General features: G+C 70.0%; 12 protein-coding genes. 8 read left to right on the top strand and 4 right to left on the bottom strand.

All coding sequences use genetic code 11. The features are described from left to right. Positions 1-6: 6 nt before the first annotated feature. On the top strand, positions 7-1,656 hold the full coding sequence (locus ABZX61_RS31415; RefSeq protein ID WP_355199755.1) for a CotH kinase family protein: 1,650 nt from the start codon (positions 7-9) through the stop codon (positions 1,654-1,656). Between the two features lie 581 nt (positions 1,657-2,237). On the opposite strand, the gene ABZX61_RS31410 is transcribed toward ABZX61_RS31415, so the two are convergent. Together ABZX61_RS31410 and ABZX61_RS31405 are read right to left on the bottom strand one after the other, a co-directional pair. Beyond that, complete coding sequence (locus tag ABZX61_RS31410; RefSeq protein WP_355199754.1) at positions 2,238-3,122, bottom strand: MFS transporter; 885 nt, start codon at positions 3,120-3,122, stop codon at positions 2,238-2,240. 39 nt (positions 3,123-3,161) lie between these two features. Beyond that, positions 3,162-6,488 (bottom strand): S8 family serine peptidase, encoded by a 3,327-nt coding sequence (locus ABZX61_RS31405; RefSeq protein ID WP_355199753.1) that lies wholly within the window; start codon positions 6,486-6,488, stop codon positions 3,162-3,164. 84 nt (positions 6,489-6,572) lie between these two features. Here ABZX61_RS31405 and ABZX61_RS31400 point away from each other — a divergent pair, with 84 nt between their 5' ends. Beyond that, entirely contained in the window at positions 6,573-7,550 is a 978-nt protein-coding gene (locus ABZX61_RS31400; RefSeq protein WP_355199752.1) for a LysR family transcriptional regulator, read from the top strand. A 367-nt stretch (positions 7,551-7,917) separates the two neighbouring features. Next, positions 7,918-8,421, top strand: coding sequence for a hypothetical protein (locus tag ABZX61_RS31395; RefSeq protein ID WP_355199751.1), 504 nt, complete (start codon positions 7,918-7,920; stop codon positions 8,419-8,421). 84 nt (positions 8,422-8,505) lie between these two features. Here the strand turns inward: ABZX61_RS31395 and ABZX61_RS31390 are convergent, their stop codons facing one another. Continuing rightward, positions 8,506-10,902: a hypothetical protein gene (locus ABZX61_RS31390; protein ID WP_355199750.1), complete on the bottom strand. Its 2,397-nt coding sequence runs from the start codon at positions 10,900-10,902 to the stop codon at positions 8,506-8,508. 165 nt (positions 10,903-11,067) lie between these two features. Between ABZX61_RS31390 and ABZX61_RS31385 the strand changes: the two genes are divergently transcribed. From ABZX61_RS31385 to ABZX61_RS31375, 3 genes are all read left to right on the top strand, one after another. Then, positions 11,068-12,060 (top strand): NADPH:quinone oxidoreductase family protein, encoded by a 993-nt coding sequence (locus ABZX61_RS31385; protein ID WP_355199749.1) that lies wholly within the window; start codon positions 11,068-11,070, stop codon positions 12,058-12,060. 45 nt (positions 12,061-12,105) lie between these two features. Next, entirely contained in the window at positions 12,106-12,447 is a 342-nt protein-coding gene (locus ABZX61_RS31380) for an EthD family reductase (RefSeq protein WP_355199748.1), read from the top strand. Between the two features lie 125 nt (positions 12,448-12,572). Beyond that, positions 12,573-13,568: an RNA polymerase subunit sigma-70 gene (locus ABZX61_RS31375; RefSeq protein WP_355199747.1), complete on the top strand. Its 996-nt coding sequence runs from the start codon at positions 12,573-12,575 to the stop codon at positions 13,566-13,568. A gap of 103 nt (positions 13,569-13,671) precedes the next feature. On the opposite strand, the gene ABZX61_RS31370 is transcribed toward ABZX61_RS31375, so the two are convergent. Next, complete coding sequence (locus ABZX61_RS31370) at positions 13,672-14,646, bottom strand: LysR family transcriptional regulator (RefSeq protein WP_355199746.1); 975 nt, start codon at positions 14,644-14,646, stop codon at positions 13,672-13,674. A 110-nt stretch (positions 14,647-14,756) separates the two neighbouring features. Here ABZX61_RS31370 and ABZX61_RS31365 point away from each other — a divergent pair, with 110 nt between their 5' ends. Together ABZX61_RS31365 and ABZX61_RS31360 are read left to right on the top strand one after the other, a co-directional pair. After that, positions 14,757-15,380, top strand: a complete 624-nt coding sequence (locus ABZX61_RS31365; protein WP_355199745.1) for a LysE family translocator — start codon at positions 14,757-14,759, stop codon at positions 15,378-15,380. Between the two features lie 236 nt (positions 15,381-15,616). Further along, positions 15,617-16,306 carry an alpha/beta hydrolase gene (locus ABZX61_RS31360; RefSeq protein WP_355199744.1) on the top strand — a complete coding sequence of 230 codons (690 nt, stop codon included), beginning with the start codon at positions 15,617-15,619 and terminating at the stop codon, positions 16,304-16,306. The last annotated feature ends 216 nt before the right edge of the window (positions 16,307-16,522 follow it).

Here is a 16,522-nt window from a genome sequence, read left to right as displayed (position 1 = left end):
ACGCGCATGACAGCACAGCCCAAACGGCTCAAGCACCGCATCCCCGTCAAGCTCCGGCACAACTGGAAACTGGTCGCGCTGTGCACGGCGTTCCTGGCGGCGTGCTGGGGCGTGTTCGGCAGCGGGACCATCCGCCCGTACGTCACCAGCGCCCAGGCCGCCGAGACCGAGACCGTCGTCACGAACCTGACCGGCACCAAGGACCTGTTCGACGCCTCCGTGGCGCACGACGTGAAGCTCACCTTCACCGACGCGGCGTACGAGGACATGCTGACGGAGTACTTCAAGGACGGCGAGAAGGAGTACGTCGAGGCGGACCTGACCATCGACGGCACCCGCATCCCCAGCGTGGGCGTCCGCCTCAAAGGCAACTCCACCCTGATGGGGCTGACCTGGAAGGGGCAGTCCAAGCAGCGCGGCATGCCCGGGGGCGGCCGGCGGCCCGAAGGGCTGCCGGAGGGCTTCCAGCCTCCCGAGGGCTTTCAACCGCCTGGCGATGGACAGCCCGCGGCCGGGCAACCCCAGGCCACGCGATCCCCGGCCGGGCAGCCACAGACCGGCCGCGATGGCGGGTTCGGCGGTGGTGGCGGGCCGGGGGGCTTCGGCGCCCAACTCAAGGGCGAGGAGCCGGAGAACCTGCCGTGGCTGATCAGCTTCGACGAGTTCGTGGACGGCCGCCGCTACCAGGGCCACAGCCAGCTGGCCGTGCGCCCGGCCTCGACGAGCTCGACGGCGATGCTGAACGAGGCGCTGGGCATCTCGGTGGTCGGCGCCGCCGGCGAGCCGACCCAGAGCTCCACCTACGCCTCCTTCACGGTCAACGGCCGCGCTGCCGCGCCGCGGCTGCTGGTGGAGTACCTGGACGGGGGATACGCCGAAGGTCTCGGCAACGGCGTGCTGTACAAGTCGCTGGCCTCGGGGTCCTTCGACTACAAGGGCGAGGACCAGACCGAGTACACCGAGGACTTCAAGCAGATCAACAAGGTCGGCGGCAAGGACCTGCAGCCGGTCATCGACCTGGTCAGGTGGGTGAACGAAGCCTCCGACGCCGAGTTCGCCGAGGGTCTCGACGGGCGCCTGGATGTGGAGTCGTTCGCCCGGTACCTGGTCCTGCAGAACCTCATGGTGAACTTCGACGACATGGCGGGGCCCGGGCGCAACTACTACCTGTGGTACGACCTGGACACCAAGAAGTTCAAGGTCGTCACCTGGGACCTCAACCTCGCGTTCAGCGGAAACGCGGAGAGCGGCGTGAACGACACGATCAGCATGGGCTTCGGCCGGGGACGCCCCCAGCAGACCCAGCAGCAAGGTCAGCAATCCCAGCAGGCTCCGGGCTTCACTCCGTCCGACGGCGGCGAGCAGACGCGCCCGGAAGGTGGCGGCGGCATGATGCGCATGGGCCATCCCTTGAAGGAGAAGTTCCTTGCGAACGCCACCTTCAAGAAGCTCTATGAGGATCAGTACCGGGCCCTGTACACCAAACTGCTGGCCGGCGGCACCGCCTCCGGCCTGCTCGACGAGCTTGTCGCGGCCTACAAGCTGAACGAGAAGGCCGACCCCGCCAAGATCGAGGAAGAGGCGAAGACCCTGCGCACCTTCCTGCAGACCCGGACCAAGACCTTGGGCTCGAACAAGGCGATCAGCGGCACGTAACACCTCCGCAGCGATGGGTCCGCCGCGCCTCAGAGCCCCGGCGGCCCCATCATCACCTGCGGCGACAGCCCGTTTCTACGCCGACTTCGGCCTGACCTCCGTCGGACGCGGGACTTTCGCCACCGCCGACGGAGACGAGCAGCTCACCTTGGCCACCGCTCCTCTCCGCCGCCTGCTGGAGCTGGGCGTCGGCATGGAGCACGACGACGACCTGCTCCAGGTGGCGACTGCACTGACGCGGCTGGACCTGCCCTTCCTGCGCGACGCCACCACGCTCACCGTGCGTGATCCGGGAACGGGTGCCGACGTGCGCTTGCCGATCGTCCCCGGCGTGACCACCTTCAATGGATCGCGTCCCCGCCGACGTGCTCGCCGGGCTGGAACCGGCGCAGTGCATTCCGAGCGGCATCGTGCACATCCACGATCAGATCGTGAACGACGAGGCCAACGCCCCGTTCGGCGGCGTGCGGACCTACGACACCGGATCGCGCTACGGCAGCGCCGAGGCCGACATCGAAGCGCTCACCGAGGACCCGCTGGATCGCCCAGTACTCCCTCTGAACCGGTACGGTGCCGTCGCGTCAGCCGGCGGCGAAGGGCTGGGGGGCCTCGGCGTCAGCGGTTCCCGTTTCGGGTTCGTCATCGTGGACGGACTCGGGCAGCGAGCGGACGAGCGCGGGGGTGAGCGAGTCGGTGCCCGTCCCGCCCAGGCTCGGCGCGAGGCCGGACAGGGAGCCGGTGAGCCGCTCGGCGAACAGCGCGCCGACCGCTGCTGTGGCGATGGTCGCCGCGATCTCACGGAAGAAGTTGTTGGCGGAGGTGGCGGTGCCGACCTCGCTGCGCGGGAAGGCGTTCTGCACGGCCAGGACCAGGTTCTGCATGAGCAGGCCCATGCCGGTGCCGAGCAGCGCCAGATAGGCGCACACCAGCTGGACCGGCGAGTCCGCGTTGAGGGTCGAGAGCAGGTACACGCCCGCCGGGACGATGACCAGACCGGAGACGACGAAGCCCTTGTAACGGCCGATCTTGGCGATGAGCGGTTCGGCGGCGCGCCGCTCGACCAGGACGAAGGCGGTCGAGCCGGCGATGGTCACTGCGATGAGCGACAGGATCAGCGGCGAGTCCCAGGCGAGATCGTTGCCGCCCCAGTCGGCGACCAGCACCAGGCTGGTGACCGTGATGGCCATGAGGATGGTCCCGAGGTAGTCGAGTCGGACCGTCCGGTCGGGCTTGGGGAGCCGGATGCCGAAGTAGCTGATGGCGAGCGCGGCGACGCCGAGGGGGACGTTGATCCAGAAGGCCCACCGCCACGAGGCGTTGTCGGTGATCCAGCCGCCCAGGAGCGGACCGGCCACTGAGGACAGGCCGAAGACCGCGCCGATGGCGCCCATGTACTTGGCCCGCCGGCGCACCGGCACCAGGTCGGCGAGGATGGCCTGGGTGCAGAGACAGACAGCGCGTGACAACGGCGGGCCTCGGGCGACGTGCCCGCGGCCCGCCGGGCGTCATCGCAGGTTGTAGGCGCGGATGACGGTGTAGTCGACGGTGCCGCCGTCGGCCCGCTCCGCGTGCGCGCGCACGGACACCGACCCCTTGTCCGGGTGGATCAGCGTGGCCAGCCACGTGTCCGTTCCCGTCGGGATCAGGACCGCCTTCCGCCACGTCGCGCCCTCGTCGTAGGAGGCCTCGACACTGACCCGCCGCGTTCGCGAGGCGGCCGAGTCCGGCTGGGTCTTCAAGCTCACCGGCAGCATGAACGGCCGGCCGGCCGGTGCGCTGTTGGCCAGGTCGACCTGCGGCGTGAAGGAGAACGACGACAGGGGCAGGTACGTCCACTTGTCCGCGCTCACCTCACCGGACTTGAACGTCCACGCACCGCTGATCTTGGTGGAGGCGTTGAAGCCGGTCGTACGGTCGACGTCGTACTCCAGCCGATAGGTGCTCTCGGCCGACGGCACCGGCCCGCTGGCGTCGTAGAAGTACTTCGGTATCTCGGCCAGCTGGACGCCGTCGCGGTAGAACCCGACCCGGCCGCCGTCGAGCAGCGAGTAGCCGGTGTGCCCGGAGTCGTCGCCGAACGGCGGGACGTTCAACATGATCGTGTTGCCCGCCCGGGCGACGTACGTGCGCGGGTTGAACTTCGGCCCGGCAGGTCCGCGTTGCCAGTCGACCACGAATTTCCCGCCCGGCTGCCAGGTGGTGTCGTCGTACCAGAACTGCGTCTGGCGCGCTCCGCTCGTCTCCCACCGGTTGTCCCAGACCACGCCCTTCGCGCTGTAGTAGATGGTCCGGGTGCTGGGCACGTCATACCTGATCGGTCCCGACATCGCGCTGCCGCCCTCGGGCGGGAAACCGAAGTTGTGCATGTAGCCCTGCTGCTTGTCCGGGGTCACGCCGTGGTTGCGGTTGACCACGGTCGCCAGCTCGCTGGGGCGCACGGTGTGGCGGTAGCCGGTGAGGAACCGCCCGCGGACGAACTGCACGAGGTCGTACTCGTACGGCGAGCCGTAGAAAGTGCCGTCGGCGCCCGGTTCGGCCCAGAAGCTGCGCACCTCCGACATCAGCGTGCCCTGATCGGCGGTCACCTCCTCACCGAGGTCCGCGGTGAACAGCTTGCCGAAGTCGGCGCCGACGATCCGCGCCGCCAGGCCGTATCCGCGCGGCAGGACGCGGAAGAAACCGGCCGCGGCCAGCCGGGTCCGCGCCGAGGACTTCGGTACGGTCACCGACACCGGTGTGCCCTGGCGCGCGTCGAGCGTGAGGACGCCGTCGTCGGTGTGCCCGACGATGAGGTTCGGCTGCACCAGCAGAGTCGAGGTCCCGTCGGGTGTGATCACCGTGGCCTGAACGTGGTAGCGGCCGGGCCGGAGCTTGGCCTTCACGGTGCCCGACGCGTCGTAGGGCACTTGGAAGACGTCCAGATCGAGACCGACCACCGACAGGTCGTAGTCACTCGCCGGCGTGCCCGCGCGGTCGGTGAGCTTGAAGGTGACGGTGCGGGTCTCGTGTCCCTTCGTGATCGTCAGTGGGGTCCGCACCGACACGCCGTCGGCGTTCGAGGCCAGCAGCATTCCGGTGAAGGTGCCTGTCGCCGACGGCACCCGGGTGTCGGCGGTTAGCGTGACCGCCGCGGTCCCACCGGCCGGCACGACGGCCCGCGCCGGACTGGCCGTGAACAGCCCGGCCGGCGCGACGACCCCGTCCGGGCCGGTCGCCGTGGTCGTGAGGTCGAGGGTGACGGGCGCTGTGCCGTCGTTCCGGTAGGTGATCGTCTTCGTCACGGGAACGTCGTCTTCGGCCGGCCACGGTTGCGACCCGAGCGCGAGGCCGGTGACGTCGGGCAGGATGGCCTGCTGGACGGCGCGGCCGACGTCGACCCTGCCGGCGCCCTGCTGGAAGGCGTTCAGGCCCGGGTTCGGCTTGGCCGTGGCGACCAGCGCGGCTTTGAGGTCGGGGCCGCTCCACTTCGGGTGCTGCTGCGCCAGCAGCGCCGCGGCTCCCGCGACGTGCGGCGTGGCCATCGACGTCCCGTTCAGCTGGGTGTACCCGGGCGAGTACTCCGGATAGTCGGATCCCTTCGCCAGCGCCGCGACGATGCCCACGCCCGGCCCGGTGATGTCCGGCTTGATCGCGCCGTCGACGCGCGGCCCGCGGTTGGAGAATGACGCCAGGGCATCCTGCTTGTCGACCGCGCCGACGGCGAGCGCGGCGTCCGCGGTGGCCGGCGAGGACACACCGCCGTTGCGGCCCTCGTTGCCCGCGGCCACGACGAACAGCGTGCCGGTGGTCGCGGTCAGGCGGTTCACCGCCTCCTCCAGGACGTCGACGCCCGGGAAGTCGGTGCCGCCGAGGCTCATGTTGACCACTTTCACCCGCTCGGCGGCCCACTCCATCCCGGCCAGAATCGCCGACTCGGTGCAGTTGCGGGTGCTGCACACCTTGCCGATCAGCAGGTTCGCCCCGGGCGCCACGCCACGGTACTTTCCGCCCGATGCCGAACCGCTGCCGGCGATGGTGGAGGCGACGTGCGTGCCGTGACCGACGGTGTCCACGGTGTCGGCGGCGTCGGTGAAGTTCTTCTCCTCGACGATCTTCCCGGCCAGGTCCGGGTGGGAGTTGTCGATCCCGGTGTCCAGGACGGCGACGGTAATCCCGCTGCCGTCGTATCCGGCCGCCCAGGCGGTCGGCGCGCCGATCTGCTTCACGCTCTGGTCCAGCGAGACCTCGCGCTTGCCGTCGAGCCAGATCCGCCCGATGCCGGACGCCGCGGTGCGCTGGGTCGCCGGGCCGGTGGTCATCTCGGTCCAGAACTCGTGTGCTCTCGCTTTGCCGACCTTCACCGCGGCGGCGCCGATACTGGGCAGCGTGCGGGTGACCTTCCCGGCCGACCTGACCCGGGCAGCGGCCTTGGCCTCGTACGACACGATGGTGGGCACGTCGTCGACGTGCGCGTCGTCGTATCCGGCCTGGACGAGCCCGGTCACGTCGAACAGCCGCCGGTCGAGCCGGGCGGCCGACACCAGCTTCTGGGCGTCGTTCGGCACGACGAACTGGTGCCCGTCGCGTTCGTACTGGCTGAAACCGACCTTTTCGCGGCCGGGAGCGGGGTCGATCGAGACCCGGTTCCCCTCGACATAGACGCGGTCGCCCGTCAGCAGGGTGACCCACGAGCCGCGGGGCGCCGTGGACTGGGTGCCGGAGGTCCACCGGGAGGGTGCCGGATCGGCGCTCGGCGTGGGCTCCGCGCTCGCGGTGGAGGTCAGACTCGCGGTTAACAGGGCGGTGGTGAGCAAGAGACCGGGCAGGCGCCGGCGCAGAGACGTCCTGGACATCAAATTCCTTCCTGATGGTGCAGGAAAGATTTTGTGATCAGGACATCGAGCGTAGGTACTCCTAATCGGGCATAACATCGCGTTATGCAGTTGGAGATCCGCCACCTCCGGGTTGTCGCGGCGATCGCCGAGTGCGGCAGCATCAGCCGGGCCTCGGCCGTGCTCGGCCACAGCCAGCCGGCCGTCACCGCGCAGCTGCAGCGGATCGAGCGCGCGCTCGGCGGGAGGCTCTTCGCCCGCGACGGAACCGGCGCCAAGCCCACGGCGTTGGGTGCCATGGTCCTGTCCCATGCCCAGGGCATCATCGCGTTGCACGACGATCTGGTGCGCGACGTGCAACGCCGTGACGCCGAGGGCGACCTGGCGACGCTCAGGCTCGGCGCCACGGCCGGGCCGATGGCCGCCGGCCTGATGACGGTCAGCCGCCGGTTGCTGCCGGAGGCCGAGGTGTCCCTGCACGTGAGCGACGCGGACGAGGAACTGGTCGAACTGCTCGCCGAATCCCGGCTGGAGATCGGGCTGAGCGTCGACTATCCGGGCTACGAGCTGCCGGTGCCCGAAGGGCTGAGCGAAGCGGTACTGGGCGTCGAGCCCGTCTTCGTCGTCCTGTCGAAGGACCACCCGCTCGCGGACGAGCCCGAGGTGCCGCTGGCCGCGCTGGCCGGCGAGCGCTGGCTGCCGGGTGTCGGCAAGGACGTCAGGATGCGGGCGATGTTCCGGGACACCTGCCGCCGCGCGGGGTTCGTGCCGCGGCGCATCCAGCGCACCGACGCCAGCCTGGTGTTCTCCCTGATCAGCCAGGGGCACGGAGTGTCCCTGTGCAGGGCGATCACGGCCGAGCGCGAGAACGTGGTGGTCAGGCCACTGGCCGGCGACCCGATGTGGGTACGGGAGCGGCTCCTGTGGTCGGTGGGTTCGCCGGTCGCCGAGCACGTACCGGGTATCCGTGACGTGCTCGCCGCGGCGTACCGGGAGCAGGCGGAGGCGATGCCGGTCTACCAGGCGTGGCAGCGCAGCCGCCGCCGGTCCTGGTCGGAGGGCGAAGTGGAGCCCTTCGCCTAGCAAGCGTTTGAACAGGGTGAATCAGACGCCGCCGATGCTCCTCCCGCGTCTCCACGCCCGCCCCGCAGACCAGCTTGGACACGCGGACGGCAGGAGGTGGCGGTGCTGCGGCGTCAGATCGTCCGGCCGAAGCAGGACCGGGCCGATCGAGCGGCCCTCGCCGCGCCGGCGCGACTCCTGCCGCCCGGCTTGCGGCTCATCGGCTGGTGACGCCGGGCACCCTGCCGGCCTGGCACCGCCGCCTGGTCCGACGCCGGTGGGCCGGCGGCGGAACACTCCGCACACCGGCAGCAACGGCTCCGGCGCCGCCCGTTGCGCGGCGATCAGATTACCCCGACTCACCACAAGACCATCGGACGATCGCGAAGTGGCACGCTATGAGCGTTTCGTGGAGGAGCTGCTCGACTTCCTGCTGATGCGGCTTGACGAGACAGGCTTTGCGCAGCTTGTCGCCCATGAGCCAAGGCGCATGTATGCCGCATACATCGAGAGCGGGGGCGGCCGTTGCGAGACGAGAGGATCAGGATTCACGGCCTGCGCGACGTGCTCACAGATTCCCTCTCGCGTCGTAGTCGATTCGGTGACCGGCGTCGAATGCCTGCTGTGGAAGGCGATCGATCTGGCGGCCTACAGGGAGGCCGCAGCGCCGTACGAGAAGCGGCACGGCCGTACACACCAGCTCCACACATGGGGCAGCTACCACGACATCAGCGTCGAAGCATGGCCGTGCCTGCAGGTCAGGTCCCTGGCGCTGCCGTTTGCCGATGACCCGGACTACCGTTACGGATGGAGGGCGCAGTATGCGGTGTTCGCTTCCGGGAAGCTTGTTCACCCCGACGGCGAGCGCCAATGGCCTTGGCAACTCCCGTAACGCCTGGGGCGTCGCTCCAAGTTACGGTCGCCTCGAGACTGTCCGTGGCGCGGGGGCCGGTTCTCGCTGAAGCCGCCACGGACCCTAAGGCCACCAGCGATAGATGTCGTGCACGGCTCTTCGATACTCGCATCCGGCCAGGGGGCCGCCGAGGTCCCGGGCGGCGCTCGTCAGGGCGGCCGAGCCCGGGGGATCCTGATGGCCGTACTTCTCGAGCGCCGTACGGACGATCCCGATCACCACGGTGCGGCCCGCGCCGCGCCGCCATGCGCGCTGAGCCCGGCGCAGCAGGATCTGCCCGTCCTCGTCCCATCTGCGGTCCAGAACCGGCACCGGGACATACGCGAACGGGACCGGACGGGCCGCCCCATCGGGGAGGGAGGCCAGTGCCTCGTCCTGGTCAGCCCGGAAGCCGCGTTGGCGGAAAGACAATTCCTCGGCGAGCAGCGCGGTACGGCGTCCGATCGGGACGCGGCGCGCGACGTGGATCATGCCCTGCCGATTCTTGCGGGCCATGGCCTCGGCCTCACGCAGGACCGCGCGGCGTTCGGCGGAGGGCAGCCGGTCGGCGAGGGCGGCGAGCGCGGCAGCCTGGTAATGGGGGCGTTCGGTGAGCTTTCGGGCGATGTCCAGGCCGCGGTCGACCGCGAGGCCGGACAGGTGCTCGGCGACACCGAGCAGGGTGCGGCCCAGGTATCCCGGGCGGTTCAGTTCATGGAGCTCGTTCAGCGCTCTGACCATGAGGTCCTCAGGCAGGAGTGGTGCCATTCGCGCAAGCTGACCGTGGAAGTAGTTCTCGTAGTCGATGTCCTCGAGCCGGATGTCCAGCGCCTCGGTCATGGCCGCGTGGCGCCGTCGTCCGGTCAGGAGTTCGGCGATGGCGAGGAGGCCGTGGAATCTCTGGTCCTCGTCGTCGACCGCGCGAATCAGGTCGAGAGCCTCGGCGAGCACCTCCTCGGCCTCGTCGGGGGACAGCCAGGTGGAGATCTCCATGAGAAGCCGCGCGCGGTCGTCCCAGTCTCTTCGGCCGTCGTCGACGTCGTAGGCGGGCAGCGACCGTGTGATCGTCAGCGCCTCGGCCAGCACGGCGTGCCGTTGGTGGGCGGGCAGCGGTTCGAGCATTTCGGTGAGCACCCACGCGCCGTAGGGCGGTTCGGTGATCTCGCGCGACGCCGTGCGTGCCTCGGCGAGCGCGGCGGCCTGCTCTTCGAGGGGAAGCAGTTCGGCGAGCTGGATCAGGACGCGGGCCCGGACCAGCGGATCGGCGATGTCGCGCGCCGCCGTCAGAGCGGCGGCCGACAGTGGGGCGCGTTCCCGCATGGGTACGCGCTCGGCCGCGTGCATCAGGAGCTCGGCGCGGTCCCACGAGTCGGTCGGGAGGTCGGCCAGCGCCGCCGGGCGTTTCGCCGCGGGCAGCAGGGCCAGCAGTTCGCCCCAGCGCCACAGCCTCACCTCGGCCTGAGGATCGATCGCGGCGACGGCGGCGCGCAGCGCGGTCAGCGTCTCCGGCCGGTCCTGGTCCGGGAGCCGCGGGATCAGCTCGGACAGCACGCGGGCCCGGTCGCGTCCGTCCGCCAGCTCTACCGCGGCGGGCAGGGCCGCACGCGCCAGCGCGGGCGGAAGGTGCGGAGCCAGCGCCGCCAGGGCCTGGTCACGGCGATGGTCCAGGGGCAGCGCCACGGCCAGCGCGACCGCCCGTCCCAGCAGCTCGGGCGGCAGGTGCGGGGCGAGCTCCGCCAGCTGATGACTCACGTACCACGGGTCGTCGTTTTCCAGGACGGTCAGTACGTGGGCGAACTCATCCGCCTTCAGTTGCGGCCACACCTCGCGGAGCACGTTCGGGAATCCCGGGTGGAGCAGTTCGTGCAGCACCTGCTGCCGCTCCTTGGCCGGCAGGTGAGGCAGCAGCGCGGACAGGTACCCGGCGCGCCGCTCGTGACCGTCTTCGCGCCGCGCGGCGGTCAGCGCCCGCGTGACGTCCCAGATCCCGGCTTCGACCAGCATCGGGGGCAGCTCGTCGTAGGTTCGGGTCCCCGTGAACCGCGCGCAGACCGCCATCAATGCGTAACGCATCTCCAACCCGAGCGAGGGGGCCGTCCGACCGGCGGCGATGGCGACGTCGGTGGCTTTGCGGGCCAGACGCCGCGCGAGCTCCAGGTCGGCGAGGTAGCCGTCGGCCTGGCCGATGCGGTCGCGGGCGTCGAACCACGTGTTCACCCCGCCGGCCCGTTCCGGAGCGGGACGCTCGCAGGCCAGCAGGCGGTGCACGTCCTCGTCACGGCCCGCCGCGGCCAAATGCCGAACCAGATGCCGCAAACCGTACTCGTCCTCCTCGTCCGAGGCGGCGCCCAGCAGCGGCAGCCCGGAGGCCAACCCACCCCACCGGTCCAGCATCTCGTCGGCGATACGACCGTGCTCGGAGGCGTCAGCCTGGTCCCCGTCGGCGGCCGCCGTCCCGCCCGGGAGAATCTCTGGTGCCACGCCCGACGATGTTAATGATCACGCGTCGGCCGGACCAGCGGTTCACCCTCAGCCATGGTCGATTCCTTTTTGTGGTGGCCAGGGTCTACATGGTGAGAGGCGCGGCCCGCGCAACGGGCCGGTCGGTCTCTCTCCTGTACGCCGAGACAGAAGGCCTGATCGCCAATGAGCATTCCCGCGACCATGCGCGCGCTGCAGCAGACGTCCCTCAACGGCCCGCAGGACATGCGTCTGATCACCGACGCGCCGGTGCCGAGCCCCGGCCAGGGCGAGGTCCTGATCCGCGTCACCGCCGCCGGGGTCAACTTCGCCGACATCTCGAAGGCCCACGGCACGTTCCTGGACGGTCCGCGGCCACCGTACCTGGCGGGTTTCGAGGCGGCCGGTGAGGTCGTCGCGGTGGGTGAGGCGGTGACCGGCCCGCAACCGGGGGCCCGTGTCGTCGGCGTCGGAGACGGCGCTTTCGCCGAGTACATGGTCCTGCCCGCGGCTGCGGCGGTGCCGGTGCCTTCGGGCTGGACGGAGCAGCAGGCGTTGGGTCTGGTCGTGAACTGGCCCACCGCGCTGGCCGCGCTCAAGCCTCTGGGCGGCATCGCCGCCGGGCACGTTGTGCTGATCCACGCCGCGGCGGGCGGGACCGGCCAGGCTGTGGTGAGAATGGCCAAGCACTACGGTGCGACGGTCATCGCCACCGCCTCGCCGGGCAAGCACGAGACAGTGCTGGCGCTGGGAGCCGACCACGTTCTGGACTCTCTCGGCGGCGACCTCGCCGCCGAGGTGACGGGGCTGACCGGCGGTTCCGGCGTCGATGTGGTCCTGGAGTCGGCCGGCGGCGTCACCTTCGCCGCCAGCCTGGCCGCGGCCAAGCGGGTCACCGGCCGGGTCGTCGTCTACGGCGTGGCAGGCGGCGAAGCCCCGATCACCAACTGGGAGCTGGTGTACAGGCACCAGGTCCACGTCATCGGCCTCAATATCGGCGTGCTGATCCAGGCCGCGCCGCAGATCTTCGGCGAGCTCATGGGTGAGCTGTCCGCGCTGATCGCGGCCGGCGTGCTCGCCCCCGGCCTGCCCACCGGGTACGAACTGGCCGACGGCCCGAAGGCGCTGACGGAACTGGAAGCCAGGGCCACCGTCGGCAAACTGGCCCTGTTGCCCTGAGAAAGCCCCCTTACACCGGAGGTTCCCATGACAGGAGTTGAACAGATGACTGCAACCGTGGACCCGGCCGCCAAGCAGCTGGCGCGATTTGTCGTGATGTACGACACCCCGTCCGACGTCGAAGCATTCGAACGTCACTACACCGATGTCCACATCCCCTTGGCGAAACAGTATCCGGGCCTGCGCCGTTACACGCGCAGTCATGAGCCGGCAGCCGTGATCGGAGAGGCGTGCTACATGGTCGTGATGCTGGACTGGGACGACATGGCTGCGCTGGAAGCCGCGCTCACGTCCGAGATCGGCCGGCGCACCGCCGAGGATGCCGTGGCGAACCTGGCCCGACACGCGACCTTCCACGGCATGATCCTGCAGCTCGACGAGGTCTGATCGCCGATGCCGCCTTTCCGGGAGAGTACCCGCGTCGTCGATGGTGGCCGAGGCGGGGCCTGGCGTTGTCGGAGGCATCGCCACGTGGACCACGCTCAGACGTGTGGCAGCACTAGGCTCGCGGCGTGACATCGCATCTGCGGGTGGCACCGAATCGAGACCGGTTCACCACCGAGACCGAGCGGTTCCGCCGGGAGCTGTTGGCGCACTGCTACCGCATGGTCGGCTCGGCACACGACGCCGAGGACTTGGTGCAGGAGAGCTATCTGCGGGCGTGGCGGTCCTACTCCGGATTCGAGGGCCGGGCGTCGATTCGGTCCTGGCTCTACAAGATCGCCACCAACGTCTGCCTGACAGCGTTGAAGCCGCGCCCGATCCGGGTGCTGCCCTCAGGCCTGACAGGCTCGTACGACGGCCCCGATCGCCCGCCGAGTCCCATTGCGCCGGGCGAGGTCTCGTGGCTGGAACCGCTGCCGGACGCATGGATCGCCCCGCCCGCCGACGATCCGGCTGCGGTGGTGGTCGAACGCGAGTCGCTGCGGCTGGCGCTCATCGTGAGCCTGCAGTACCTGCCCGCCCGCCAACGTGCGATCCTCATCCTACGCGAGGTGCTGGCGTTCTCGGCGGCCGAGACCGCGGAGATCCTCGACACCACCACGGCGGCGGTCAAGAGCGGGCTCCAGCGCGCCCGTGCCCGGCTGGACGAATTGAAGCCGGAGCCCGCGGAACTGCTCGAACCGACCGACCCACGGGCACGCGCGTTGCTCGACGGCTACATCGCGGCCTTCGAGCGCTCCGATGCCGGCCTGCTGGAACAGGTGCTGCGCACGGACGCCACGCTGGAGGCGACGCCATTCCGCGAATGGCAGGCGGGCCGGGCGAGGTGCATCCACATGCTCGACGCGTACGTGCTGGGCACACCGGGCGACTGGCGGATGATCGCGACCACCGCCAACGGCCAACCCGCCGCCGTCGTGTACCACCGGGATGCGGACGGCGTTCTCCGAGCCGACGGCGTCGTGGTGCTGGCCCCCACCGCCACCGGTGTCTCCCGCGTGATCAAGTTCCACGATCCCGCGCTGGCCGCGACGTTCGGCTTCCCGGACGTGCTCGCGCACTGACCCGCCAACGAGTACAGCCGAGCCGGCTGCCGGCGTCGATGGTCGGTCGGAGCGGGGCCGGCCGCTCCGGACCAGGCGGTGTCGATTCAGAACCGGGGGCTTTTCAGGCTCCGTGCGGTGAGTTCGATGAGCGTTGCCTTTCTTGCAGGGGGGCCTCCCAGGTGGCGGTGATGTCGCGGGCGACATCACGTAGGAGGTCGATGAGCATGTCTGCGAGTGGCGTGAGGCTGGCGTCGGTTTTGGTCACGGCGTAGAGCCGGCGGTAGGGCCTGGGGTGGGCCAGTTCGCGATGGGTGGTGCCAGGCGCATGGGTCAGGGCCAGGCGCGAGACCAGGGCCACTGCGATGCCTGTGCCGACGAGGGCCTGGGCGACGTCGTAGGACTCGGTCTCGAACCGCACGGTGGGAGTGAAGCCGGCCTCGCGGGCAGCGTCGTGGAACTGTTCGCGGGCGGCATGGCCGGCCAGGATGGAAACCCACGATTCGTCGCGCAGTTGTGCCAGGTGAAGTTCGGTGTCCGCGGGCTGCCCGGTGGCCAGTGGGTGGTCATCGGGAAGAACCACCACCATCGGGTCCAACAGGAGCGAGTGGGCCCGTAGGTGTGGGGGTGGCGCGAGCGGTGTGCCCCAGGACGCGACGATGGCGAGGTCCAGGCGCCCCGCGCTGATCTCGTCCGCTCCGCGTCCGGACACCACGTCTACGACCGAGACGTCGGCGTCCGGATGGCGGTGCCGCAGGGCCGTCAGGGCGGGTGGCAGCAGGTGCAGGGCAGCCGCCTGGAACGTCCCGATCCGCAGACGGAGCGAGAGGTGGCCGAGCAGTGCGGCCAGTTCCGCCTCGGCCCTGTCCGATGCCTCCTCCACGGTTCGACCGTGGGAGGCGAGCAGCGCACCGGCCGCGGTGAGCGTTGCTCCGCGAGGACCACGGATGACCAGGGGCACCTGCCAGTCGCGCTCGGCCTTGGCCACCTGCTGGGTGACCGCCGCGGGCGTGAGTCGGAGTGCGTGAGCCGCCGCCGTCAGGGAGCCGTGCCGCTCGATCAACGCGAGAAGCCGCAGCTGTCCCGGATCCACCAGCATTCACTAATCCTAACGCTGCACCCTTCTCTTTTAACTTCTCTTAGGGGCGTGAGACAGGAAGCCTGGTGGTACACCCATCGGTCGCAATCCCCGGAAGGGGTTCTTTTCCCATGCCCACGCATGTGCCCGTTTTCATCGTCACCACCTTGCTGCTGGCGATGCTGCCAGGCGCGAGTCAAGCCCTGATGATCCGGCAGGTTCTGGAAGGCGGCCAACGTACGCTCCGAGGCACGCTCGCGGGCAATGCCAGCGGCTTCCTGCTGTGGTCCACGGCCGCCGCGGCCGGGCTGTCCGCCGTCCTGCTGGCCAGCCCCACCGCGTACGCGGTGCTCCGGATCGCAGGCGGCATCGTGCTGATGATCCTCGGGGTGAAGACGCTGCTGACCGCGCTCACCACCGTCTCCACCCGCCCGCCCCGCGAGGGCGGGCGCCGCACCGGCTTCGCGGGCGGATATCTCACCGGCCTGATCACCAACCTCGGCAACCCCAAGGCGGGAGTGTTCGCCGTCTCGGTGCTGCCCCAGTTCGTGACCGCGGAAGGCCCGGTGTTCCTGTCGACCGTCGCCCTGGGAGCCCTGTGGGCGCTCGTCAGCGCCTCCTGGTACATGGTGCTCACCTGGGTCGTCAGCCGAGGGCGCGCCCTGGTATCGCAGCCGACCGTCCTGCGGGGACTCAGCGTGACCACTGGCGTCGTCCTGCTGGGGCTGGGCGCCGCGGTGGTAGCAGGTGTCTGAGGGCCGGGCCGGTACTTCTTCCGGCGCCCGACCGCCCGAGGCCACGCGGGTACTCTGCCCGACGGCACGGGAGCGAGGCAGCCGATGGACACCTTCCACCGCGGTCAAAGGAAAGGGGCCGTGCGCTGGGGTCAGTTTCTGGTCAGTGCCTATGCAGTACGCACTCATACGCTTCGGACGTGAGTGACGAGGCGATGCACCCGTCAGAGCGCACAGGTAAGCAAGGAGGATGCGTCATGAGGCCCACCGCGGTCAACGTCGTGCTCGTGCACGGCGCTTTCGTCGATGGATCGGGCTGGCAGGCGGTGTACGACCTGCTCAAGCGGGACGGCTACCGGGTCAGCGTTGTCCAGAACCCCACGCTGACGCTGGAGGGCGACGCCGAGGCCGTCCGGCAGATCTTGGACCGTCAGGACGGCCCGACCGTGCTCGTCGGGCATTCCTACGGCGGCTCGGTCATCAGTGAGGCCGGCACCCACTCGCGAGTTGCGGCACTTGTCTATGTCGCCGCGTTCGCGCCCGACAAGGGGGAATCCGTGCAGACGCTCATCGCCGACCCGCCGCCGGGCGCGCCGGCGCCGCCGATCGTGCCCCTGGGCGACGGGTTCCTCGTTCTCGACCGGGACAAGTTCCACGGCGCCTTCGCGGGTGACCTGCCCGCGGAGCAGGCCGCGTTCATGGCCGACTCACAGGTGCCGTGGGGCGTCGGCGCAGTCGGCGGCGCCGTCACCGAACCTGCCTGGCGCTCCAAGCCCAGCTGGTACCTGGTGGCCACCGGTGACCAGACGATCCCGCCGCCGGCTCAGCGGGCGATGGCCGAGCGTGCGGGTGCCACGGTGATCGAAGTCGACGGCAGCCACGCCATCTACATCTCCCAGCCGGAGGCCGTCGCCGAACTGATCAAGAAGGCGGCCGCCGGCGACTGAGCGAATGGCCCGCAGCCTCGGTGGACACCCCGCCGTGTCCACCGGCTGTCGGGATTCCCGTGCTCACCTGAATCGCAGCCGTGCCCCATTGTTGCGATCGATCGCCACCGTTCCGTACCTGGGGCCGCCGCGCGCGTCGCGGCGCACTGGCATGCCCACGACTACACCGACCCCGGCAAGCCGAAGACCGCCTGGGACGATGAGGAGGCCAAGGCC

It is taken from the genome of Nonomuraea sp. NPDC003709, assembly GCF_040610775.1.
GTDB lineage: Bacteria > Actinomycetota > Actinomycetes > Streptosporangiales > Streptosporangiaceae > Nonomuraea > Nonomuraea angiospora_A.
Note: the sequence above shows the minus strand (reverse complement) of the source record. Positions and strands in the feature narration are given on the sequence as shown.

Bases quoted from the DNA above. Each gene is read 5' to 3' on its own strand.
- ABZX61_RS31415 (WP_355199755.1), top strand. From the start codon at position 7: ATGACAGCACAGCCCAAACGGCTCAAGCACCGCATCCCCGTCAAGCTC.
- ABZX61_RS31405 (WP_355199753.1), bottom strand. From the start codon at position 6,488: ATGTCCAGGACGTCTCTGCGCCGGCGCCTGCCCGGTCTCTTGCTCACC.
- ABZX61_RS31400 (WP_355199752.1), top strand. From the start codon at position 6,573: ATGCAGTTGGAGATCCGCCACCTCCGGGTTGTCGCGGCGATCGCCGAG.
- ABZX61_RS31385 (WP_355199749.1), top strand. From the start codon at position 11,068: ATGAGCATTCCCGCGACCATGCGCGCGCTGCAGCAGACGTCCCTCAAC.
- ABZX61_RS31380 (WP_355199748.1), top strand. From the start codon at position 12,106: ATGACTGCAACCGTGGACCCGGCCGCCAAGCAGCTGGCGCGATTTGTC.
- ABZX61_RS31370 (WP_355199746.1), bottom strand. From the start codon at position 14,646: ATGCTGGTGGATCCGGGACAGCTGCGGCTTCTCGCGTTGATCGAGCGG.
- ABZX61_RS31365 (WP_355199745.1), top strand. From the start codon at position 14,757: ATGCCCACGCATGTGCCCGTTTTCATCGTCACCACCTTGCTGCTGGCG.
- ABZX61_RS31360 (WP_355199744.1), top strand. From the start codon at position 15,617: ATGAGGCCCACCGCGGTCAACGTCGTGCTCGTGCACGGCGCTTTCGTC.